Genomic DNA, 23,759 nt, shown 5'->3' with positions numbered 1-23,759 from the left:
CCGCCCCGGCGGGCAGCGGGCGGGGGTGTGCTGGCCCACCCGTGCCGGAACGCGACCGTGCCCGGCCCCCGCGGCGGGGGCCGGGCACGGTCCTGGGGCGCCGCGTCAGGCGCGGCCCGCGGTCTTCTGGGTCCGGCGCGAGACCGAGTCGATGATCACGGCGATGAGCAGCACCGCTCCGGTGATCATGTACTGGATCGCGTTGGACGACAGGTTCATCTGGTTGAGGCCCTGGACGATCGACTGGATGACCAGGATGCCCAGGAGCGCGGACCAGACCTTGCCGCGTCCGCCGAACAGCGACGTACCGCCGATGACGGCCGCGGCGATGCACATCATGAGCTGGTTGCCGCCACCGAGCGAACGGTCGGCGCCGCCGGTCGCGGAGGCCAGGAAGAGACCGCCGACCGCGCCGAGCGTGCCGGAGATCATGAACACCGAGATCCGGATCCAGGACACGTTGATACCGGCGCGGCGCGCCGCCTCGACGCCGCCGCCGACCGCGAAGACCTGGCGGCCGTACGTGGTGCGGCGCAGCACGAAGTCACCGATGACCAGGATCGCGAGGAAGATCACCAGGGAGAGCGGGAGTCCCTGCTCCTGGTTGAACGCGTACGCGGCGAGCAGCGCGAGCACGGCGAGCAGCGCGGTGCGCAGGATGATCTCGCTCTGCGGGCGGTGCGGCAGCTCCGCGGCCTTGCGGCGGCGCGCGTCGCGCAGCTGCGCGAGGTAGAAGGCGGCGATCACGACCACGGCGAGGCCGTAGGCGGCGGCGATGTCGCTGAAGTAGTAGCTGGTCAGGTCACGGACGAAACTGCCGAGCGGGGTGGTGATGGTGGACTTGTCGCCCATCACCCACGTCTGCATGCCGGCCCAGCCCAGGAAGCCCGCCAGGGTCACGACGAACGCGGGCACGCCGATCTTGGCGAAGACGATGCCGTGGAAGGCGCCGATGACCGTGCCGGACAGGATGCCCAGCAGGATGGCAAGGCCGTCGGGCATGTCCGTGCCGAGCACGGCCCACACCGCGCCGGCCAGACCCGCGACGGAACCGACCGCGAGGTCGATCTCGCCGAGCAGCAGGACGAAGACGATGCCCACGGCCATGATGCCGGGGCCCGCCGCGTACAGCGTGATCTGGTCGAGGTTGTACGAGGTGAGGAAGTTGCCGGTCTCGGCCTGGAAGACGATCCCGATGATGATCAGGCCCACCACGACGGGCAGCGAGCCGATCTCGCCCGAGCGCACCTTGCGCTTGAACTCGGTCCAGTAGCCCTTGAAGCCCTGCTCCCGGACGAGCAGACGGGGGTCGACGACGCGCACCGCGCCTTCCGCCGCCGCGGGGGCCTCGGTGGGCTCCGCCTGGGCCGGGACCGTGGCCGGCGTCTCGTTGGTGTTGCTCACTTGGATGCCTCCGCGCTGCGGGACTTGCGGCGGGTCACGGCGTTGTCGGTGGCGCCCGTGATCGCGGCGATGATGTCTTCGTGGGTGGTCGTCGCCACCGGGAACGTGCCGTTGTTGTGGCCGAGCCGCAGCACGGCGACCTTGTCGGCGACGGCCTTCACATCGGCCATGTTGTGGCTGATGAGGATGACGCCGAGGTTCTGCTCGCGCAGCCGCTCCACCAGGTCGAGGACCTGGGCGGTCTGCTCGACGCCGAGGGCCGCGGTGGGCTCGTCCAGGATCACGATCTTGGGGTTGCCGACCAGGGCGCGGGCGATGGCCACGACCTGGCGCTGACCGCCGGAGAGCGCGGCCACGGGGATGCGGACGCTGGGAATGCGGATGGAGAGCGTGGAGAGCAGGTCCTGAGCCCGCTTCTCCATGGCGACCTCGTCGAGGACGCCGCCCTTCTTGATCTCGCGACCGAGGAAGAGGTTGGCGACGACGTCGAGGTTGTCGCAGAGCGCGAGGTCCTGGTAGACGGTGGCGACGCCGAGGTTCTGGGCGTCGTGCGGACGGCTGATGTCCACCTTCTCGCCCTCCCACTCGATGACGCCCTCATCGATGGGGTGCACACCGGCGATCGTCTTGACCAGCGTGGACTTTCCTGCACCGTTGTCGCCGACGAGGGCGACCACTTCTCCGGCGTGGACTTCGAGATCGACACCGGAGAGGACCTGGACCGCTCCGAATCGCTTGAAGACCCCACGCAACGCCAGCACGGGCGTCTGTGACACGTGAACCATCTCCTTCGCCGCCTGACCGGCGGGGATGTGCCGCCTGACCGGCGGAGACGCCGCGCCGGGTGGGGCGGCGTCGACGTACGGGACGTACTGGGGGGGGGGGAGAGTGTCCGGCACCCGGCCGGCAGCGGGGTGTGAACCGGGCCGGGGCCGGACAGTCATGGGCGGGCGGTCTCCGCCGTACGGCGCGGATCCCGCCCGTGCGCGCCGGGGCCCGCCGGCCCCGGCGCGGGGAGGGCTACTTGATGCCCAGCGCGGTGCACTTGGCGGCGATGTCCTTCACGCAGACCGCGGAGGCCTGGTAGATGCCGTCCTTGATCACGGTGGACTGGATGTTGTCCTTGTTCACCACGGTCGGCTCGAGGAGCGTGGAGGGGACGCCGTCCGTCTCGCCCGCGGCGCCGATGTCCTTGCCCTGGAGCAGGTTGACGGCGAACTGGGCGGCCGTCGGGGCGAGCTGCTTCGGCGACTTGTAGATCGTGAAGGTCTGCGTGCCGGCGATGATCCGCTGGATGCCGGGGAGTTCGGCGTCCTGGCCGCCGACCGGGATGTCCTTGATACCGGCGTTGTCCAGGGACGTGATGATGCCGCCGGCCATGCCGTCGTTGGCGGAGTAGACGGCGTTGATCTTGCCCTTGCCGACCGAGGAGATCGCGGCGGTCATCTTCTCGCCGGCGATCTTCGGGTCCCACTCGCCGGACGCCTCGTAGGCGATCTTGACCTTGCCGTCGAGGGACGCGTGGGCGCCCTTCTTGAACAGACCGGCGTTCGGGTCCTTCTCGTCGCCGTTGATCATGACGACGTTGGCGGTGGCCGCCTTGGAGCCGAGGGCGTCGATGATGGCCTGGCCCTGGAGCTTGCCGATCTTCTCGTTGTCGTGGCTGACGTAGGCGTCGGCACCGGCGATGGCGCGGTCGTACGCGACGACCTTGACGCCCTTCTTGTGCGCGTCCGCGACCCACGCGGCCGACTTCTCGGCGTCGACCGAGGAGATCGCGATGACCTTGATGCCGTCGGCTATCTGCTGCTCGAACTGCTGCTTCTGCTGACCGACGTCACCGGCCGCGTTGTTGTAGACGACCTCGCAGTCCGCGCAGTCCTTCTTGACCGCTTCGATGAACAGCGGCTTGTCGAGCGTCTCGTAGCGGGCGGTCTTGTTCTCCGGGAGCAGCAGGCCGATCTTGGTCTTGCTGCCCGAGTCCGCCGAGTCCTTCTTGTCGTCGCCGGCCTTGCCGCAGGCGGCGAGGGAGAGGGCCATCGAGACGGCGGCCGTGCCGATGACGATGCGTCGCGTCGTTGCGTTCATTGGGGGTGTGCCTCCCTGACGAGGCCGCAGCGTTGCGGCCGAGGTGGCTTGGAGTCAACTCGGCCGCAGGGACGACGTCAAGGAGTAAATCCTTAACGAGATGACAACGGTGCCATCCGTTATCTAAGTGAAGGCAGGGGTCGCCGCCGGCAGGGTGCTCTCCAAAAGGGTCGAATCCCCCATCTCGCTCAGGACGAGGGCCAGCGCGCCCAGCACCTCCGCGCGGCCTCCCAGGGCCCCGGGAAGCACCGAGAGCTGGCGGGCGGCGCTGGGGATGGCGTAGCGCGACACGGAGTCGCGGATGGGGCCCAGGACCAGCTCCCCGGCCTCCGCGAGCGAGCCCCCGAGCACCACCCGGCTCGGGTTCAGCAGATTGCAGAGGTTGGCCACCCCGCTGCCGATGTGCCGCCCGACGTCCCCGATCACCCGCCGGCAGCCCGGATCGCCCTCGCGGGCCAGCTGGACCACCCGTTCCATGGTGAGATCGGGCCCGTGACTGGGCTGGAGCAGCGGCAGCACGTAGCGCGCGGCCGTGAAGGTCTCCAGGCAGCCGCGGTTGCCGCAGCGGCAGACGGGCCCCGATTCGTCGAGGGTGATGTGGCCGATCTCGCCGGCCGTGCCGCCGGGCCCCCGGTAGATGTGCCCGTCGATCACCAGACCGGCGCCCACCCCGCTGGCGACCTTGATGTAGGCGAGGTCCTTGACCCCGCGGCCGCTCCCCCAGACCAGCTCGCCAAGGGCGCCGAGGTTGGCGTCGTTGTCCACGTAGACCGGCACGCCGAGGCGTCCGGCCAGTTCCTCGCCGGGGTTGATGCCCGTCCAGCCCGGCAGGATCGACGTGGAGCCCAGCGTGCCGGACTCGACGTCGATCGGGCCGGGAACACCGAGCCCCACCCCGATGACCTTGCCGGGACTGATGCCCGTGGTCTCGATCAGCCGGTTGACCAGCTGTTCCGCGCGGCCGAAGCCCTCGGCGGACGAGGCGTCCACGTCCAGCGGCTCGGACTCCTCGGCGAGCACCTGGTGGGCCAGGTTGCCGACCGCCACGCGCAGGTGCGTATGGCCGAAGTCGACGCCGATGACGATGCCCGCGTCCCCGCTGAGCGAGACGCTGCGGGCCCGCCGGCCGCCGGCCGAGGTGGGCGTCACCTCGACGGTGCCGCCGTCCTTCAGTTCGCGAACGATATTGGAGACCGTGGCCGCGGAGAGGCCCGTGCTCCTGGCGATCTCCGCCTGGGTGAGTGACCCCGCCATCCGTACGGCGCGCACGACCCGCTCAAGGTTGGCGCGATGCAGAGACGTCTGCGACCCCGGAGTCTCCATCGACTCTCTCACTCCTGCCGTATTCTCCAACATGTGAACTCTAAGCTCAGCGTTTTGGGGTACTCCCCGTCAAGACCTTGAGCAGTCCGAGGCGCCGATGAGCGCCGGACCCTCGTGCGGGGCCCGGAGCGAACCCTCCCGTACGCAGACGAACCGCCCGCCGGCATGGCTGCCGGCGGGCGGTTCGGTGAAGCGGAGGTGCGGAGGGGACGGGTGCGGTGCCTACTACTTCACGGCACCGGCGGTCCGGCTACTTCACCGCCCCCGCGGTCAGGCCGGCCACGACCTGGCGCTGGAAGACGATGTACGCGGCGAGGACCGGGAGCATCGCCATCACGAGACCGGCGAAGAGTCCGGACCAGTCGCCCTTGTAGCCCTGGCTGTTGGCCAGTTCGACCAGGCCCTGGGAGAGCACCCGGTGGTCCGGGTCGCTGTTGAGGACCGTCGGCAGCATGTACTGGTTCCACTGCCCCAGGAAGTTGAAGATACCGACGCTGATCAGGCCCGGCTTCGCCATCGGCAGCATCACCTGGAAGAACGTCCGCGTGTGCGAGGCCCCGTCGAGCATCGCCGCCTCCGCCACGGAGCTGGGCAGCGTCCGGAAGAAGGAGGTGAGGAAGAAGACGGTGAACGGCAGCGAGTACGCGATGTAGACCAGGATCAGCCCGTGCGTCGTGTTCAACAGCCCCATGTTGTTCATCACGAAGAACAGCGGGACCAGCGCCAGGATGATCGGGAAGCTCATCCCGCCGATGAACAGGTAGTAGATGACGCGGTTGCCCGGGAAGTCGAAGCGGGCCAGAACGTAGGCCGCCATCGAGCCGAGCAGCAGGGTGCCGATGAGCGAACCGCCGACCACCACGAGGGTGTTGCCGAAGTACTCGCTCATGTGCGCCTGGCTCCAGGCGCGCGACCAGTTCTCGAAGTGGAGCTTGTCCGGCAGGGCCCAAGGGGTCGAGAGGATCGAGTCGTCCGTCTTGAACGAGGTCATGATCGCCCACAGGAGCGGCATGACCACGAGGATCGCCCAGATGATCAGCACGCCGTGGGAGAAGACGTTGAGGACCTTGCCCTCACCGCTCTTTTTCCGGCCGTCCTTTCCGGGGCCCCCGGACACCGGGCCCGGGGGCGTCACCTCGACCACGGCAGGGGTTTCGGTGGTCTTCACGCGTGGTCACCTCGTACGGTCGAACCGGCCCCCGGGACCGGGTGGTTGTGCCTGCTGGGGGTCCGGGAGGCGAGTCCCGGGGAGTTCGGCATCAGAACTCCAGCCGCTCGCGGCGGCCCAGACGCATCACGATGGCGGCGAACACCATGGTGACGACGAGCAGCCCCACACCGATCGTGGTCGCGTAGCCGGCCTGACCGTCGCGGAACGCCGTCTGGTAGACGTACAGCGGGAGCACCGAGGTGGCGTAGTCGGGGCCGCCGGGGCCCACGGTCATGACCTGGACCGCCGTGAACGCCTCGACGCCGAGCGCCAGGATGCCCATGTAGACCCAGCCCGACTGGATGGTGTCCCAGAGCAGCGGCACGGTGATCCGGAAGAACGTCGTGATGCGGCTGGCGCCGTCGAGCAGGGCCGCCTCGTAGAAGTCCTTCGGGATGGAGGCCATGCCGGCGGAGAAGAGGACGACGAAGAAGCCGACCGTCGACCAGACCAGGACGACCATCACGCAGATGAGCGCCAGGTCGGGGTCGCCCAGCCAGTCCGGCTGGACGGAGTCCAGTCCGACGCCCTTGAGCGCCGAGTTCAGCATGCCGCTGCGCGGGTTGTACGCGAACTGGAAGAGCAGGGCGACGATGACGATCGAGAGCACCTGCGGGAAGAAATAGGCGATCTTGTAGAAACCCGAACCCCGCACGCCGGCGACCGCGGCGTTCTTCCGCCGTCGGCCGCCGACATTGAGCATGAAGGCGAAGAAGAGCGCGAGGCCCAGCGTCACCAGCGGCAGCAGCAGCACGAGCAGCACACTGTGTTGCAGCGACTTCCAGAAAATGTCGTCCTTGAACATCCTCGTGTAGTTGTCGAGGCCGACCATCTTGAAGTCCGGGCTCAGGCCGGTCCAGTCCGTGAACGAATAGTAAATGGACTGAATGAACGGCCAGATGACGAAGACCGCGTACAACGCCAGTGGGACGATCAAGAATCCCACGATGAACCGGTACTTGCCGTGCTGCATCTTTTACCGACCCCGATCTTTCCGCGGGTGCCGCCGCTGGTGACGGTTGCTCACTGGTGCTTGTAGTGCTTGATGGACTGGTCCTTGGCGGCGGCGTCCGCGAAGCCCTGGATCTTCTTGATGGCCTCGGTGGGCGTGAGGCGCCCGGCCATCATCTCGCCGAGACCGGCGGTGCCGATCTGCTCCTTCTGGAGCTTGACGTACCAGTCCTGCATCCGCGGGTTCACCACGTTGTCGCCGGCCTTCTTCAGCGCGTCGACACCGGCCTGCAGGGCCGTGGACAGGGTCAGGCCGTCGGTGCCGCCGTTGAAGGCGCTCAGGGACTTGACCTGCTTGGTGAAGTTCTTCGAGGACTCCTCGGAGAGCATGATGCGCAGCTGCTCCATGCCGCCCTGCGGGTTCTTCGCCTTGGCCGGGACGACGAAGGGCTCGCCGCCGGACGCCCAGATGGTGCCGAAGGGCATCTTGTCGGACGCGTCGAGGCCGGAGGGGGCCGCGACCATCATCTTGAAGTCCTTGGGCGTGGTCGGCGCCGCCTCGTTCTCCACCCACGAACCGTTCGGGATGAAGAGCGCCTTGCCCTTCGTCCACTCGGTCTGCGACTGGATGTGCGTCAGGCCCGGGGTGCCCTTGAGGATGTACCCCTTCTTGTACAGCTCGTAGTACGCCTCGAACGCCGCCTTGACCGCGGGGTCCTTCCAGGCGTTCGGCTCCAGGTTGTCGATCTTGTCGAGAACCTCCCGGCCACCGATCTTGGCGATGAACGGGTAGAGGGAGAAGGGCAGGTAGTACGGGTACTTGCCCGGGTACGTCCAGCCCGCGATGCCCTGCTTCTTCGCCTTGGCGCAGAGGGCGAGCATGTCGTCCCAGGTCTCCGGGTACTCCGCGTCCAGCTTCTCCAGGTTGGTCTGCGAGTACCAGACGCCGTACACGGTGTAGGCGTAGTACATGATCCAGACCGGGGCGCCGTCGAACTGGCCCATCTCCAGGACGCCCGGGCGCAGGGTGTCGCGGACCTTCTTGCTCGGGTCGTCGAGGGACGGGGCGTCCATCAGCGGGGTCAGGTCGAGCAGCTGGTTCTTGCCGACGAGGACACCCATGTCCATCTGCTCGGCACCGGAGTTGTCGATGAGGTCCGGCGGGGTGCCACCGTTGAAGCGGGGCTGGAGCTGCGACTGGATCTTCTGCGTCGCGGTGTGCTTGACCTTGGCCTTCGGGTAGGCCGCGGTGTACTTCTTCTCCGCGTCGATCGCGTACTGCTGGCCGAAGCCGCCGTCGAAGATGACCACGTCGAGCGCGGCCGTCTCGTTGACGCCCAGCGGGTTCTTCGCGCTGGTCTTGCCCTTCTTGACCGTGTCGTCGCTGCCGCCGTCGCTGCTCGCACAGGCCGACAGGAAGCTCATCGTCGGAACGGTGATCAGACCGAGTGCGGCAGACCGCTTGATCACATCGCGACGGCCAAGGCCCTCATTCTTGTGGGCGGAGGTGGATCCCATGCTCAAGTCCTCGCCTTCTCCAGGACTCAGGCGGTGTGTACCGGTCGCCCCGTCGAAATTCGCCTCAGGCGAAGGGCCCCGCCACCGCGGTCAGTTGCGCTTGGGTGGTGCAGATTTTCAGGCTAGCCATTGCAGTGGGGGGGCCGGGAAGACGGAACAGCGGATGCCGCCATGGCGTCCCGCTATGTCCTGCCCCCGTGTCTCCCCCAGCCGCACGGATGGAAAGAATCTGTGCGGACGCCGACAGGTATAGTCCACTTGCCGCCAACTGAGCAAGATCGAATGCAGGTTTGGTCGGCAGTCTTTCCCGAGTTGAGACCTCGCGGACACCTGGGCCCCACGGGCCCACATCGGGATGTAACGATTTCCGCATTCCGGTCGATTCGCCTGGCGGAACCGGCCCAACACCCTTGACACCGGGAGCCACTTCACCCCCTTCCGGCACCCCCTTCGGAGCCATCACCGCAGGACAGGGCCGTCTCGCGCCCCCGGACGCCCGCCGGGCGGCCGGCCTTCATGATGGCCACCCCCGGCTCCGTACGCCCACACCCTCCTGCCCCTCGGCGCGGCGCCGCGCGCGGCCAGGCCGGGGGCTCCGCGCGCCCCACAATTGGTCTACACCAAATTTCTCCCAAGTCCGCTCGATCCCTTGACTCGATCTATTGGTCCAGTCCAATCTCACCAGGTACGACCACTTGGCATGAACACCTAAAAGGCATCCGATGTCCTGATATCGGCCGCCCGTCCCCCCGCGTCCCCACGGAGGAAGAACATGCCCGCACGCCCAGCCGGTCCACCGGCCGCGCCGGTCCGCGGCCCCGCCGCACGCGCACGGCGCCAGGCAGCCCTGGCGGTCGCCGCCGTCCTCGTCGCCTCGGGGGCCGCGCTCGCCGCCGTCCCCGGCCATGCCTCGGCCGCCGGCGCCGAACTGCTCACCAACGCCGGTTTCGAGACCGGCACCCTGGACGGATGGAGCTGCGCGAACGGCGGCTCGGTCACCTCCACCGCGCACAGCGGAACGCACGGACTGACCGGCAACGCCTCCGCCGCCGACACCGGCCAGTGCGGCCAGACCGTCGCCGTACTGCCCAACACCTCCTACACGCTGAGCGGTTGGGTGCAGGGCAGCTACGTCTACCTGGGCGCCAAGGGCACCGGGGTGGACGCCAGCGCCTGGGCCCCCTCCGCGTCCACCTGGCAGCAGCTCTCCACCACCTTCCGGACCGGCGCCACCACGACCTCGGTGACCGTCTACACCCACGGCTGGTACGGACAGGGCGCCTTCCACGCCGACGACCTCAGCCTGACCGGCCCCGGTGGCGGCGGCCCGACCGACCCGCCCACGGACCCGACCGACCCGCCCACCGATCCGACCGACCCGCCGACCGACCCCCCGGGCGACCCGAACGGGCCCGCCGGGGACGGCAAGGTCACCACCCCCACCGGGCTCACCGCGACCGAGGTCACCGGCAACGCGGCCGTCCTGAAGTGGAACGGCTCGACGACCTCCTCGCAGGACGGCAGCGTCGCCTCCTACAAGGTGTGGTCCGGGGGCCAGCTCGTGGCCACGTCCATGGGCACCACGGTCGCCGTCAGCTCACTGCTGCCGAACCACGCCTACACCTTCACGGTCCAGGGCTACCAGGGCTCCCACGCCTCCGCCCAGTCCACGGCGGTCAAGGTGACCACCGGAGCCGCGCCCGCCGCGAAGCCGTACACCTCCGCCTACTTCGACCAGTGGGGGATCTACGAGAACGCCTACTACCCGAAGCACATCGGCACCAGCGGCGCCGCGGCCGGACTCGACGTGGTCACCTACGCCTTCGAGAACATCCACCCCACGACGCTCAAGTGCTTCGAGACCATCAAGGCGTCCGACGCGGGCAACGAGGACAACCCCAACGCCGGTGACGGCGCCGGGGACGCCTACGCCGACTACCAGGCCGACGTCTCGGCGGCGGACAGCGTGGACGGCACCGCCGACGTCTACGAGCAGCCGCTGAAGGGCAACTTCAACCAGCTGCGCGCGCTGAAGGCGAAGTACCCCAACCTGCGGTTCACCGTCTCGCTGGGCGGCTGGACCTACTCCAAGTACTTCTCCGACGCCGCCGCCACCGACGCCTCCCGCAAGGCGTACGTCTCCTCCTGCATCGACATGTTCATGAAGGGCAACCTGCCGAAGAACATCCAGGGCGACCCGTCCGGCGGTCCCGCCTCGGCCGCCGGGATCTTCGACGGCATCGACATCGACTGGGAGTACCCGGGCTCGGCCGGCGGCCACACCGGCAACCACTACTCCGACGCCGACAAGGCCAACTTCACCTTGCTGCTCAAGGAGTTCCGCACCCAGCTCGACGCCTACGGCGCCGCGCAGGGCAAGCGGTTCCTGCTCACCGCGGCCCTGCCCAGCGGCCAGGACAAGATCGCCTACCTGGAGACCGACAGGATCGGCGCCTACCTGGACTACGCCGACGTCATGACGTACGACATGCACGGCGCCTGGGACGCCACCGGGCCCACCAACCACCAGGACCCGCTGCACGACAGCGCCGCCGACCCCACCACCCCGGTGGCGCCGGGCACCGCCAAGTACAACCTGGACACCGCCCTCACCGCGTACACCGACGGGCTGCCCCAGTACGGCATCAAGGGCGGCTTCCCCGCCTCCAAGCTGGTCCTGGGCGTCCCGTTCTACTGGCGCGGCTGGACCGGGGTGCCGGCCGGGGCGAACCACGGGCTCTACCAGAGCGCGACCGGCCCCACCCCCGCCAAGCCGCTGAGCCAGGAGTCCGGGCTCGCCGCCTGGAAGGAGCTGAACCCGGCAGCCGCCCAGACCTTCTGGGACCCGGTCACCGAGAGCTCCTGGATCTACGACGGGACCAACTTCTGGACCGGTGACACCCCGCGCGCCATCCAGGCACGGGCGGCCTACGCGAAGAGCAAGGGGCTGGCCGGGATGTTCGCCTTCTCTCTGGAGAACGACGACGCCTCGGGCACGCTGCTCACCACGATGACGAGTGCGCTGCGCTGAGCACACCCCCGCACCGCGGGCCGTCCGGTGATCCCGGGCGGTCCGCGGCCGTTCCGCCGTCGTGGACCGCGTCGGAGCCGGAGCGGACGGCCTCCCGGGGCGCGCTCAGACGCGTTCCGGCGTCTCCGGGGCGGCGGTGGGGAGCAGGCTTTCGGGCAGGGTGACGTTCCATGCGGTGATCACCGGCTGGCCGTGCTCCCTGCCGAGCCGGGACACGGCCCCGGTGGCGAGCTGGAAGAGGGTGCCCTCGGCCGGGGTCAGCCCGAGGTAGCGGGCGGTCAGGACGCGCAGGAAGTGCGAGTGGGCGACCAGGACGACGTCCTCGTCACCGGCGCGCCCGGCGGCCTCCCGCACCTGGGCGAGCACCCGGTCGGCGCGGGCCCCGACGGCGGCGGGCGTCTCGCCCGGGTGGGCGTCGGGGCCGGGGGTGACCCCGTCGGTCCACAGGTTCCAGTCGGGGCGGGTGCGGTGGATCTCCTCGGTGGTGACGCCCTCGTAGCCGCCGTAGTCCCATTCACGCAGTTCGGGGGTGATGCGGGGCGCGGCGAGGCCCGCCAGTTCGGCGGTGCGCCGGGCCCGGACGGAGGGGCTGACCAGGGTGAGCGCGATGGCACGGTCGGCGAGCAGCGGGGCCAGCGCGCGGGCCTGGCGTTCGCCGAAGGGGGTCAGGGGCAGGTCGGTGTGGCTCGTGTGCTGGCCGTTGCGGGACCACGCGGTCTCGCCGTGCCGGATCAGGATCAACTCGCCCATGGAGACCATCCGTTCTCGTGTGCCGTACCGCTCGGGTGCTGTCGCCGGTATGAACCCGCCGGCCCACCTTCGCATTCCGGCACGGCCCGGCGGGCGCGGGGCGCGCCCGCCGGGCGGGTGGTGCGGGCTCAGCCCGTGACGACCTCCAGCGGCTCGCCGACGACCACGACCCGGTAGGGCCGGTCGGTGTCGGCGGTGACGCGCAGCGTGCCGCCCTCGCGGACCACGTCGTAGGTGGCGGCCGGGGCGCCCGTGAGGTCCGGGACGGTCACGGTGCGGGTGAAGTCGCCCAGGCCCTCGGGGGCGTACACCCGCAGTTCGAGGTCCTGGGTCCAGTCGCCGTCCGGGCGGGAGGCGTCGGCGCCGAAGGGGAGGACGGCGCCGGGGCGGACCAGCAGCGGGAGGCTGTCGAAGCCGTGGGTCTCCCGGTGCCAGGCGGGGCCGGTGACGGTCTCGCCGGTCAGGAAGTGGGTCCAGGTGCCCTCGGGGACGTAGTACTCCACCTCGCCGTCCTCGCTGAAGACGGGGGCGACCAGCAGGTCCGGGCCGAGGAGGTACTGCCGGTCGGCGGTGCGGGCGGAGGGGTCGCCGGGGAACTCCAGCAGCATCGGGCGCATGGCGGGGACGCCGGTGCGGTGGGCCTCGACGGCGGCTCCGTACAGGTACGGCATCAGCCGGTGCTTGAGTTCGGTGAACGTCCGGGCGACCTCGACGGCCTCCTCGCCGAAGGCCCACGGCACGCGGTAGGAGGAGGAGCCGTGGAGGCGGCTGTGCGAGGAGAGCAGGCCGAAGGCCAGCCAGCGCTTGAAGACGGCGGGGTCGGGGGTGCCCTCGAAGCCGCCGATGTCATGGCTCCAGAAGCCGAAGCCGGAGAGCGAGAGGGAGAGCCCGCCGCGCAGTGATTCGGCCATGGCCTCGAAGGAGGACCAGCAGTCGCCGCCCCAGTGGACGGGGAACTGCTGGCCGCCGGCGGTGGCCGAGCGGGCGAAGAGGACGGCCTCGCCCCGGCCGCGCTCCTTCTCCAGGAGTTCGAAGACGGCCTTGTTGTACAGGTGCGTGTAGTAGTTGTGCATGCGCTCCGGGTCGGAGCCGTCGTGCCAGACGACCTCGGTGGGGATGCGCTCGCCGAAGTCCGTCTTGAATCCGTCGACGCCCTGGTCGAGGAGCGTCTTCAGCTTGCCCTGGAACCAGGCGGTGGCCTCGGGGTTGGTGAAGTCGACCAGGGCCATGCCGGCCTGCCACTTGTCCCACTGCCAGACGTCGCCGGCGGGGGTGAGGACGAAGTAGCCCTTCTCGGCGCCCTCCGCGTACAGGGCGCTCTTCTGCGCGATGTACGGGTTGATCCAGACGCAGATCTTCAGGCCCTTCTCCTTGAGCCGGGCGAGCATGCCCACCGGGTCCGGGAAGGTCTGCGGGTCCCACTCGAAGTCGCACCACTGGTACTCGCGCATCCAGAAGCAGTCGAAGTGGAAGACGGAGAGCGGGATGCCGCGCTCGGCCATGCCGTCCACGAAGGAGGTGACGGTCGCCTCGTCGTAGTCGGTGGTGAACGAGGTGGTGAGCCAGAGGCCGAAGGACCAGGCCGGGGGCAGGGCGGGGCGGCCGGTGAGGGCGGTGTAGCGGGTGAGGACGTCCTTGGGCGTGGGGCCCGCGACGACGTAGTACTCCAGGACCTGGCCCTCGACGCTGAACTGCACCTGGCCGACGGCCTCGGAGCCGACCTCGAAGGAGACCTTGCCGGGGTGGTTGACGAAGACGCCGTAGCCGCGCGAGGAGAGGTAGAACGGGACGTTCTTGTACGCCTGCTCGCTGCTGGTCCCGCCGTCGGCCTGCCACATGTCGACGACCTGGCCGTTCTTGACGTACGGGGTGAACCGCTCGCCGAGGCCGTAGACGTTCTCGCCGACGCCGAGGGCGAGCTGGGCGATCATGTGGTGGCCGCCGTCGGCGACCGTGGCGAAGGCGGTGCCCTTGCGTCCGGCGGTGGTCAGCGTCCGGCCGTCGGCGTCCAGGAACTCCATGCCGAAGTCACCCTCGGTGGGCAGCCGCAGGGTGAGCGGGCCGCTGGTGAGCCGGGCGGCCGGGCCGTCGTCGTGGGTGGCCGCCGCGCGGTCCCCGGTGGCGCCGGGCAGCTCGAAGTCGGGGCCGGGGTGGCGCCGGCCCGCGAGGTGGGTGACGCGGACGGCGATGACGCCCTCGGCCGGGGCGTGCGCCTCCACCGTGATCAGCGGCGCGTTCAGCGTGTCGCCGCGCCGGGTCACCCGCTTGACGGCGGCGTGCGCGGTGAGGCGGTCGGCGTCGAGGCGCAGATCGCGGATCTCGGTGGCGTACGAGGCGTGGACACCGTCTCGCATCTGCCAGAAGCCGTCGGTGAACTTCATGGGGGGTCTTCCTTAGCCGGTGGTACGGGGGTGTTCGGGGGAGGTCGTGGGGGCGGGCGCCGTCAGGGGCGCGCGGTCAGGAGCGCGGGCGCCGCCCGGTCGAGGACCGCGCTCACCCGGTCCCAGGTGGCGGTGTCGCGCGGGACGGCGGGCAGCTCGCGCCCCTCGCCGGTGCCCCACTCCACGGCGAGGGCCACCGGGTCGCGGCCGGTGGCGGCCCCCGCGGCGAGCGCCGCCGCGCCGAGCGCGACCAGTTCCCCGGCGGCCGGGAGCACCACCGCGCGGCCGGACAGCCGGCGCACGGTCTCCACCCACATCGTGCCGCGCGCGCCCCCGCCGATCAGGCGCAGCGGCGCGTCCGGCGCGTCGAGCGGGAGTTCCTCCAGGGCCCGGAGGAGGGCGACGACGGCGCCCTCGTAGGCGGCGCCGAGGATCTGCTGCCGGGTGGTGTCGTGGCGCAGTCCGTGCAGGAGGCCGGAGGCGTCGGGGAGGTCGGGGGTGCGTTCGCCGTCGAGGAAGGGCAGCAGCACGGTCTCGCCGCCGGGGGCGGCGTCCTCGCGGTCCAGGCCGAGCAGGGCGGCGACCTTGTCGACGGCGAGGGTGCAGTTCAGCGTGCAGCCCAGCGGGAGGCGGGTGCCGTCGGTGGCGGCGAATCCGGCGAGCAGCGGGGAGTGCGGGCGGTTGCGGGTGGCGGCGAAGACGGTGCCGGAGGTGCCGAGGCTGACGACGGGGTGGTCGAGGAGTCCTTCGGCGCCCAGGCCCAGTCCGACGGCGGCGGCCATGTTGTCGCCGGTGCCCGCGGCGACGGGGATGCCCGGGGGCAGGCCGAGGGCGCGGGCCGCTTCGGGGGTGAGCCGGCCGGCGGGGGCGGCTCCGGTGGGGGCGACCTCGGGGAGGAGCGCGGCGGGCATGCCGGTGAGGTCGAGCAGCACGGGGTCGTAGGCGCCGGCGGCCGGGTCGTACCAGCAGGTGCCGGAGGCGTCGCCGGGGTCGGTGACGGCGGTGCCGGTCAGCCGTTCGGTGAGGTAGTCGTGCGGGAGGCGGACGGCGGCGGTGGCGGCAACGGTCTCCGGTTCGTTCTCCCGCAGCCACATCCACTTGGCGGCGGTCATCGAGGCGACGGGCACCGATCCGGTGCGTGCCAGCCAGGCGTCGGCCCCGCCCAGCGCCCGGGTGAGGGCGGCGGCCTGGGGGGCGGAGCGGGTGTCGTTCCACAGGAGGGCGGGCCGCAGCGGGGTGCCGTCGGCGCCGAGGACGACCAGTCCGTGCTGCTGTCCGGCGACGGCGATGCCGGTGACGGCGGCCGGGTCCAGCTCCGCTTCCGCGAGGGCGGCGGCGACGGCGGCGCACAGGGCGTCCCACCACTGTCCGGGGTCGCTCTCGCGGGCGCCGGCACGGCCGGTCACGGTGTGCGGGGCGCGGCCCACGGCGAGCAGCCGGCCGGTCGCGGTGTCCACGACCGCGGCCTTGGTGGACTGGGTGGAGCTGTCCACTCCGATGACGGCCGAGACCGGCGCGGCGGCCGGGTCCTGGGCGGGTCGCGGCGGCATGTCGTACCTCGTTCCTGTGGGTCCCGGTTTTGATCGTACACAAAACAAATAAATCTTCGAAGCGCTTCACCTGGGAGTTCGAGCGGCCACGACCCGGCTCTTTCCGGGCCGAAACCCCGGCCCACACCACCCGTGTTGCCCCTATGTGACGGATGTGTCACCGGGATGGTCTAGAAACAAACAGCAAGATGCCGTATTAGTACTGCCAGCAAACAAATCGGTCGGGCGGCAGTGCAGCCGCCCCGGTCCATGTCGACAAGAGGCAGCAGAATGTCGAACCGCTTCACCCCCACCCCCGCCGACAGGTTCACCTTCGGGCTCTGGACCGTCGGCTGGCGAGGCAACGACCCCTTCGGTGACGCCACCCGCCCCGCCCTGGACCCGGTCGAGTCCGTCGAGCGCCTCGCCGAGCTCGGCGCGCACGGCGTGACCTTCCACGACGACGACCTGATCCCGTTCGGCTCCTCCGACGCCGAGCGCGCCGCGATCGTCGGCCGCTTCAAGGACGCCCTGGACCGCACCGGTCTCAAGGTCCCCATGGCCACCACCAACCTCTTCACCCACCCCGTCTTCAAGGACGGCGGCTTCACCTCCAACGACCGCGCCGTGCGCCGCTACGCGCTGCGCAAGGTCATCCGCAACATCGACCTCGCGGTCGAGCTGGGCGCGCAGACCTATGTCGCCTGGGGCGGACGCGAGGGCGCGGAGTCCGGCGGCGCCAAGGACGTGCGGGTCGCCCTGGACCGGATGAAGGAGGCCTTCGACCTGCTCGGCGAGTACGTCACCGAGCAGGGCTACGACCTGCGCTTCGCCATCGAGCCCAAGCCCAACGAGCCGCGCGGCGACATCCTGCTCCCCACGGTGGGTCACGCGCTGGCGTTCATCGAGCGGCTGGAGCGCCCGGAGCTGTACGGGGTGAACCCGGAGACCGGCCACGAGCAGATGGCCGGGCTGAACTTCCCGCACGGCATCGCGCAGGCGCTGTGGGCGGGCAAGCTGTACCACATCGACCTCAACGGCCAGTCCGGCATCAAGTACGACCAGGACTTCCGCTTCGGCGCCGGCGATCTGCGCCAGGCCTTCTGGCTCGTGGACCTGCTGGAGAGCTCTGACTACACGGGCCCGCTGCACTTCGACTTCAAGCCGGTGCGCACCGACGGCATCGACGGCGTCTGGGAGTCCGCGAAGAACTGCATGCGCAACTACCTGATCCTCAAGGAGCGCGCGCTGGCCTTCCGCGCCGACCCGGCCGTGCAGGAGGCGCTGCGCGCCTCGCGCCTGGACGAACTGGCGCAGCCCACCGCCGCCGACGGCGTCAAGGGCCTGCTCGCGGACCGCTCCGCGTTCGAGGACTTCGACGTGGACGCCGCCGCCGAGCGCTCGATGGCGTTCGAGGCGCTGGACCAGCTCGCCATGGAGCACCTGCTCGGCGTCCGCTGACGCCTCCGGGGTGCTCCGGCCGGAGCACCCCTTCTCCCCGGACGCGGGCCTGCCGGACCCGCGTCCGGGCGGACGGAACCACCTCGTCGGGACACAGTGGTCCCCCCGGGCCGGCACCCCTCTCACGCAAGGGCACCATCGTGACAGCACCTTCTCCGGACGGAACGCGCCAGCCGCGCCGCCGTCCCCACCGGCGGGTCGTCGTCCCGCTCACCGTCGTCTCCGCGCTGATCGGCGGCGTCGTCCTCTCCGGCTGCGGGCAGCAGCGGGACCCGGACGTGTACACCGTCCTGAACTCGTCGACCGACGAGTCCTACCACCGCTGGGACGCCCAGACGCTGGAACGGTGCAGCGAGCGGCTCGGGATCACCATCGAGCAGCAGAGCGTCCCGGCCTCGCAGGTGATGACGAAGGCCCTGCGGATGGCGTCCTCGAAGTCGCTGCCCGACGTGCTCCAGCTGGACGCCTCGGAGATGCCGACGTTCGCCGAGGCCGGCGGGCTGATCCCGCTGAAGGACCTGGGCCTGACCACGCAGGACATCCCCGAGGGGATCGTCGACTTCGGCTCGTACCAGGGGAAGTACTACGGCGCGGCCCGCACCGTGAACACCCTGGCGCTCTTCTACAACAAGGACACCCTCGCCAAGGCCGGGCTGAAGGTGCCCACCACCTGGGACGAGATGCGGGAGACCGCGAAGAAGCTCACCTCGGGCAAGAAGTACGGTCTGGCCCTGAGCGCGGGCGGCGCGGAGGACGGCGTCTTCCAGTTCACCCCGTTCATGTGGTCCAACGGCGGCGACGAGACCAAGCTGGACAGCCCCGAGGTCGCCGGGGCGCTGGACTACTGGAAGAGCCTCCTCAAGGACGGCTCGCTCTCCAAGTCCACGGTCAACTGGACCCAGGCCGACGTGAACGACCAGTTCATGGCCGGCAACGCCGCGATGATGATCAACGGCCCCTGGCAGGTGGAGACGCTCAACTCCAAGAAGGGGCTGAACTGGGGCATCGCCCAGATCCCGGTCCCGAAGGCCGGCGACGAGTCCGTCGGCCCGCTGGGCGGCGGTGTGCTGACCGTGCCCAACACCGGGGACAGCGAGCGGGAGAAGACCGCCGCGAAGATCATCGGCTGCATGTCGGGCGAGCAGGAGGAGATCACCTACGCCATCAACAGCTGGATGGTCCCCGCCAACGAGAAGGCCGCCGCCGTGTGGCGGACGAAGGCGCCGGAGCTGGCCGCCCTCGCCGACCAGGTCGCCACGGCCCGTTCGCGTACCGCCAAGCTCGGCGCGCGCTGGTCGTCCGTCTCCCTCGCGCTGCAGAGCGCGTTCCAGTCCGCCCTGACCGGCGAGTCGAGCGAGACCGCCCTCAAGCGCGCCCAGCAGCGTGCCACGAGCGGGAACTGAGGTACCTGACATGTCGACCACCACCGCCTCCGCGGCCACCGGCGCCGCCCGTCCGGCCGCCGCGGTCAAGAAGGCGCCGAACCCGGCCCGTGTCCGGCGCCGCAAGCGCCTGGCCCAGTGGGGCTTCATCGCCCCCGCCGTGATCTTCATGGCGCTGTTCTTCGGCTACCCGCTCGTCCGCAACATCGTGATGAGCTTCCAGGACTACTCGCCGTCCACGTTCTTCACGGGCAAGTCCCCGTTCAACGGCACGGACAACTGGAGCAACGTCTTCAACGACGAGCTCTTCGGCAAGGCCCTGTGGCACACGATCCTGTTCACCATCGGCTCACTGATCGGCCAGTTCTGCATCGGTCTGGGGCTCGCCGTCTTCTTCAGCCGGCGCTTCCCGCTGAACGGCCTGCTCCGCTCGCTGATCCTGCTGCCGTGGCTGGTCCCGATGGTCGTCTCGGGTGTCGTCTGGCGGCGCATCCTCGACCAGGACACCGGCGTCCTCAACTCGTTCCTGGGCACGATCGGCTTCGGCGGCGACACCCCGTGGCTGACCAGCACCAGCATGGCGCTGACCTCCGTGGTCCTGGTGAACATCTGGATCGGCATCCCGTTCAACATGGTGATCCTCTACGGCGGCCTCCAGGAGGTCCCCAAGGAGCTGTACGAGGCCGCCTCGCTCGACGGCGCCTCCGCCTGGCGGACCTTCCGCTCCATCACGCTGCCGATGCTCCGGCCGGTCATCACCGTGGTGCTGGTGCTGGGCTTCATGTCGACGGTGAAGATCCTCGACCTGATCCTCGCCCTCACCGACGGCGGCCCCGCCGACTCCACCCAGACCCTGGGCACGCTCACGTACCAGAACTCCTTCGTCCAGCTGGACTTCGGAGCCGGCGCCGTGGTCGGCAACATCCTGATCCTGATCTCCGCCGTCTTCGCGGTGTTCTACCTGCGGGCCAACCGCAACGAGGGGAAGTGACCGGCATGGCGAGCACTGTGCGTACCCCCGCCGCCCCCACGCCCACCACCCGCCGCACCAAGCGGCGCTGGGGCGCCACGGCCTTCGGGATCCTGGTGCTGTGCGTGATGCTGTTCCCGCTGTACTGGATGGTGAACACCGCCCTGCAGCCCGAGTCCGGGCTGCTGGAGGTCGACGCCTTCCCGCACAGCCTGGACCTGTCCGGCTTCCGCTCGGCCCTCAGCGACCAGGGCGGCAACCTGCTGACCTCGCTGGGCGTCGCGCTCGGCGCCGTGGCGATCTGCCTGGCGATCTCGGCGCCCGCCGCGTACGGCCTGGCCCAGTTCAAGCTGCGCGGCACCAAGACCATCGTCTTCGGCACCCTGATCACCCAGATGGTGCCCGGCATCGTCATCGCGAACGCCCTGTACAGCGCGTACGTGGACCTGGGCCTGGTCAACTCCTACGCCGGGCTGATGCTGGCCGACGCCTCGCTGGGCATCCCCTTCGCGATCGTCCTGATGCGCTCGTTCATGGTCGCCATCCCGCGCGAGGTCATCGAGGCCGCCGAGGTGGACGGCGCCGGCCGCTTCCGTACGTTCGTGCAGGTCGTGCTCCCGATGAGCCGCAACTCCCTGATCACCGCGGGGCTGTTCTCGTTCCTGTACGCGTGGAGCGACTTCATGTTCGCGCTGACCCTGAACACCACGGACGACGTCAAGCCCATCACGCTGGGCATCTACCAGTACATCGGGGCCCACGTCGGCGACTGGGGCTCCGTGATGGCCGCGTCCGTGCTGTCCGCGATCCCCGCGGCCGTCCTGCTCGTCCTCTCCCAGAAGTACATCGCCGCCGGGATCACCGGTGGCTCGGTCAAGTGAGGGTCGTTTCCCATGAGTGAGTTCCCCGTGTTCCCGCCCGGCTTCGTGTTCGGCGCGGCCACGGCCGCGTACCAGATCGAGGGCGCCGTGCGGGAGGACGGCCGCGGTCCGTCCATCTGGGACGTCTACAGCCACACGCCCGGGAAGACGGACGGCGGCGACACCGGTGACGTGGCCTGCGACCACTACCACCGCTACCCCGAGGACGTGGCGCTGCTGCGCCGGCTGGGCGTCGACTCCTACCGCTTCTCGATCGCCTGGTCCCGGGTCCTGCCGGAGGGCTCGGGCACGGTGAACACCAAGGGCCTGGACTTCTACTCCCGGCTCGTCGACGAACTCCTGGAGGCGGGCATCGAGCCGGCCGCCACCCTCTACCACTGGGACCTGCCCCAGGCCCTGGAGGACCGGGGCGGCTGGCGGGTCCGCGAGACCGCCGAGCGCTTCGGCGAGTACACCGCGCTCATGGCCGAGCACCTGGGCGACCGGGTGCCGCGCTGGATCACGCTCAACGAGCCGTGGTGCAGCGCCTTCCTCGGCTACTCCGTGGGCCGGCACGCGCCCGGCGCCCAGGAGGGGCGCGGGGCGCTGGCCGCCGCGCACCACCTGCTGGTCGGCCACGGCCTGGCCATGAAGCAGCTGCGGGCCGCCGGGGTCCGCGAGGCGGGCATCACCCTCAACCTGGACCGCAACGTCCCCGCCACCGAGTCGGACGCCGACCTCGCCGCCGTCGTCCGCGCGGACACCCAGCACAACCTGGTGTGGACCGAGCCGATCCTCGCGGGCCGCTACCCGGCCACCGAGGAGGAGACCTGGGGCGAGCTGATCACCGGGCAGGACTTCCGCCGCGACGGCGACCTGGAGCTGATCTCCCAGCCGCTGGACTTCCTGGGCATCAACTACTACCGCCCGATCGTGGTCGCCGCCGCCCCGCACCGCGAGGCCGACCCGGCCCTGCGGGTCGCCACCGACAACCGGTACAGCGAGGGCCAGTACCCGGACGTCCGCAGGACCGCGATGGGCTGGCCGGTCGTGCCGGAGACCTTCACCGATCTCCTCACCGCGCTCAAGCAGACCTACGGCGACGCGCTGCCGCCGGTGCACATCACCGAGAACGGCTCGGCGGAGTTCGACACCGTGGACGCGGACGGCGCGGTGCGCGACACCGACCGCGTCGAGTACCTCCGTACGCACCTGGCGGCGCTGCGCGCGGCGATGGACGCGGGCGTCGACGTCCGCGGCTACTACGTCTGGTCGCTGCTGGACAACTTCGAGTGGGCGCTCGGCTACGCGAAGCGGTTCGGGATCATCCGGGTCGACTACGACACCCAGGAGCGCACGCCGAAGGACAGCTACCGCTGGTACCAGCAGCTGATCGCGGCCCACCGCGGGACGAAGTAGCCCCTGCCCGCCCCGCGTACGCCGACCGCGCCCCCTCCGGCCCGATCCGGAGGGGGCGCGGTCGTGTCGGGGGCGCGGCGGCCCCTCGTCTCAGCGGCAGGCGTACGCCGCCGGGTCGGCGAGGACGCCGCGCACCACCCGGGCCGCCGCGCCCCGGGCCGCGTCGCCGGAGAGCGAGGAGGCGCGGAGTCCGCCGCCGTCACCGGCGCGCCAGCGGCCGGAGACGACCCGGGCGGCGAGCTGGGCGTCGGCGGCGGGGGCGAGCCAGGGCATCAGATCGCGGTAGATGCCGCCGAGCACGACCGCGTCGAGGTCGAAGAGGTTGACGGCCCCGGACAGGACGACGCCCATCCGGTCGCCGGCCGCCGCCAGCACGTCCAGCACGCCCCGGTCGCCGGCGTGCGCCCGCCGCTCCAGTTCGCCCAGTCCCCGGACCCCGGCCGCCGGGTCGATGCCGGCGGCGCGCAGCAGCGCGGCCTGCCCGGCGTACTGCTCCAGGCAGCCGCGCGCGCCGCAGCCGCAGGGCGGGCCCTCGGCGTCCACGACCACATGGCCGACCTCGCCCGCGAAACCGTGGGCGCCGCGCAGCAGTTCGCCCTGGAGGACGAGGGCTCCGCCGACGCCGATCTCCCCGGTGAGGTAGAGGAAGCCGCGTTCCGCGCCGCGTCCGCCGAACCACAGCTCGGCCAGGGCCGCGAGGTTGGCCTCGTTGTCGGAGCTGACCGCGAGGGCGCGGCCGGCCGGCCGCAGGGTGGAGAGCGCCTGCCCGAAGATGCCCTCGGCGGCGACGCGGTACCAGCCGAGGTTCGGGGCCTGGCGGACCATGCCGCCGGAGATCAGACCGGGCAGCGCCAGCTCGACGCCGACCGCGCGCAGCCCCTGCTCGCCGGTGGAGGTGATGACCCGGTGGGTGAGCCGGGCGGCGTGGGCCAGGACCTCGGCGGGCGGGGTGTGCCGGTTGTCGATGTGCTCGGTGACGCGGACCCGGTCGGTCCCGCCGAGCCCGACCGCGCAGACCGAGACGTAGTCGATGTTGATCTCGACGCCGAGCCCGGCCGGTCCGGTGTCGGAGGCGGTGAGCACGGTGCCGGGGCGTCCGGCGCTGCCGCTGAACGTCTTGCCGGACTCGGCGAGGAGGTCGAGCGCGAGCAGCTCCTCGACCAGCGAGGAGACGGCGGCCCGGGTCAGCCCGACACGGGAGGCGACCCGGGCCCGGGTCGCCTCGCCCTCCTCCAGGACGGCCCGCAGGACGAGTCCGAGGTTGTTGCGGCGCACGGACTCGGTGCCGGCCTTGGGCCCCGGCGAGGGGGGTGGATTCGTCGTGGTCATCAGACATCGAGCGTAGGGCCTCGGCGGGGGCCGGGATCGCACCCCGGCCGGGCACCACCGGTCGGGAACGCCGCTCCTCCCGCCCGAAGATCACTCCCCCGAAACACCACCGCAGCCGCCCCGCCACATCCCCCGCCTACGGTGGCCGTACGC

General features: G+C 70.6%; 17 protein-coding genes. 6 read left to right on the top strand and 11 right to left on the bottom strand.

Features of this window, described 5'->3' with window-relative positions; all coding sequences use genetic code 11:
• Positions 1–105 precede the first annotated feature (105 nt).
• The 7 genes from ACWCXC_RS11720 to ngcE form a co-directional block, all read right to left on the bottom strand.
• Positions 106–1,404: a sugar ABC transporter permease gene (locus ACWCXC_RS11720; protein WP_450888325.1), complete on the bottom strand. Its 1,299-nt coding sequence runs from the start codon at positions 1,402–1,404 to the stop codon at positions 106–108.
• Positions 1,401–2,189 (bottom strand): ATP-binding cassette domain-containing protein, encoded by a 789-nt coding sequence (locus ACWCXC_RS11715; RefSeq protein WP_450683719.1) that lies wholly within the window; start codon positions 2,187–2,189, stop codon positions 1,401–1,403. Before ACWCXC_RS11715 ends, ACWCXC_RS11720 begins: the two co-directional genes overlap by 4 nt.
• A 235-nt stretch (positions 2,190–2,424) precedes the next feature.
• A complete protein-coding gene (locus ACWCXC_RS11710; protein ID WP_450683720.1) occupies positions 2,425–3,492 on the bottom strand; it encodes a sugar ABC transporter substrate-binding protein in 1,068 nt (355 codons plus the stop codon).
• A 123-nt stretch (positions 3,493–3,615) separates the two neighbouring features.
• Positions 3,616–4,815 (bottom strand): ROK family transcriptional regulator, encoded by a 1,200-nt coding sequence (locus tag ACWCXC_RS11705; protein ID WP_450683721.1) that lies wholly within the window; start codon positions 4,813–4,815, stop codon positions 3,616–3,618.
• A gap of 250 nt (positions 4,816–5,065) precedes the next feature.
• A complete protein-coding gene (locus ACWCXC_RS11700; RefSeq protein ID WP_450888322.1) occupies positions 5,066–5,983 on the bottom strand; it encodes a carbohydrate ABC transporter permease in 918 nt (305 codons plus the stop codon).
• A gap of 91 nt (positions 5,984–6,074) precedes the next feature.
• The gene (locus ACWCXC_RS11695) at positions 6,075–6,998 is read right to left on the bottom strand and encodes a carbohydrate ABC transporter permease (RefSeq protein ID WP_450683723.1); all 924 of its coding nucleotides are present in this window, start codon (positions 6,996–6,998) and stop codon (positions 6,075–6,077) included.
• A 50-nt stretch (positions 6,999–7,048) separates the two neighbouring features.
• Entirely contained in the window at positions 7,049–8,494 is a 1,446-nt protein-coding gene (gene ngcE, locus ACWCXC_RS11690; protein ID WP_450683724.1) for an N-acetylglucosamine/diacetylchitobiose ABC transporter substrate-binding protein, read from the bottom strand.
• 772 nt (positions 8,495–9,266) lie between these two features.
• Between ngcE and ACWCXC_RS11685 the strand changes: the two genes are divergently transcribed.
• Positions 9,267–11,525, top strand: coding sequence for a glycosyl hydrolase family 18 protein (locus ACWCXC_RS11685; RefSeq protein ID WP_450888319.1), 2,259 nt, complete (start codon positions 9,267–9,269; stop codon positions 11,523–11,525).
• A gap of 105 nt (positions 11,526–11,630) precedes the next feature.
• On the opposite strand, the gene ACWCXC_RS11680 is transcribed toward ACWCXC_RS11685, so the two are convergent.
• From ACWCXC_RS11680 to xylB, 3 genes are all read right to left on the bottom strand, one after another.
• On the bottom strand, positions 11,631–12,275 hold the full coding sequence (locus tag ACWCXC_RS11680) for a histidine phosphatase family protein (protein ID WP_450683726.1): 645 nt from the start codon (positions 12,273–12,275) through the stop codon (positions 11,631–11,633).
• 128 nt (positions 12,276–12,403) lie between these two features.
• The gene (gene yicI, locus ACWCXC_RS11675) at positions 12,404–14,656 is read right to left on the bottom strand and encodes an alpha-xylosidase (RefSeq protein WP_450888317.1); all 2,253 of its coding nucleotides are present in this window, start codon (positions 14,654–14,656) and stop codon (positions 12,404–12,406) included.
• A gap of 62 nt (positions 14,657–14,718) precedes the next feature.
• Positions 14,719–16,206, bottom strand: coding sequence for a xylulokinase (gene xylB, locus ACWCXC_RS11670; protein WP_450888315.1), 1,488 nt, complete (start codon positions 16,204–16,206; stop codon positions 14,719–14,721).
• Positions 16,207–16,476: 270 nt separating this feature from the next.
• Between xylB and xylA the strand changes: the two genes are divergently transcribed.
• The 5 genes from xylA to ACWCXC_RS11645 all read left to right on the top strand — a co-directional run bounded on the left by xylA (position 16,477) and on the right by ACWCXC_RS11645 (position 22,277).
• Positions 16,477–17,646, top strand: a complete 1,170-nt coding sequence (gene xylA / locus ACWCXC_RS11665; protein WP_383642077.1) for a xylose isomerase — start codon at positions 16,477–16,479, stop codon at positions 17,644–17,646.
• Between the two features lie 140 nt (positions 17,647–17,786).
• Positions 17,787–19,049: an ABC transporter substrate-binding protein gene (locus tag ACWCXC_RS11660; protein ID WP_450888313.1), complete on the top strand. Its 1,263-nt coding sequence runs from the start codon at positions 17,787–17,789 to the stop codon at positions 19,047–19,049.
• A gap of 10 nt (positions 19,050–19,059) precedes the next feature.
• Positions 19,060–20,019, top strand: a complete 960-nt coding sequence (locus ACWCXC_RS11655; protein WP_450683730.1) for a carbohydrate ABC transporter permease — start codon at positions 19,060–19,062, stop codon at positions 20,017–20,019.
• A 5-nt stretch (positions 20,020–20,024) separates the two neighbouring features.
• The gene (locus ACWCXC_RS11650) at positions 20,025–20,879 is read left to right on the top strand and encodes a carbohydrate ABC transporter permease (RefSeq protein WP_450683731.1); all 855 of its coding nucleotides are present in this window, start codon (positions 20,025–20,027) and stop codon (positions 20,877–20,879) included.
• A 12-nt stretch (positions 20,880–20,891) separates the two neighbouring features.
• Complete coding sequence (locus ACWCXC_RS11645; protein WP_450888310.1) at positions 20,892–22,277, top strand: GH1 family beta-glucosidase; 1,386 nt, start codon at positions 20,892–20,894, stop codon at positions 22,275–22,277.
• Positions 22,278–22,367: 90 nt separating this feature from the next.
• On the opposite strand, the gene ACWCXC_RS11640 is transcribed toward ACWCXC_RS11645, so the two are convergent.
• Complete coding sequence (locus ACWCXC_RS11640; protein ID WP_450888308.1) at positions 22,368–23,606, bottom strand: ROK family protein; 1,239 nt, start codon at positions 23,604–23,606, stop codon at positions 22,368–22,370.
• Positions 23,607–23,759: the final 153 nt, after the last annotated feature.

Source organism: Streptomyces sp. NPDC001515, assembly GCF_053597115.1.
This window is presented reverse-complemented; position numbering and strand designations above follow the sequence as displayed.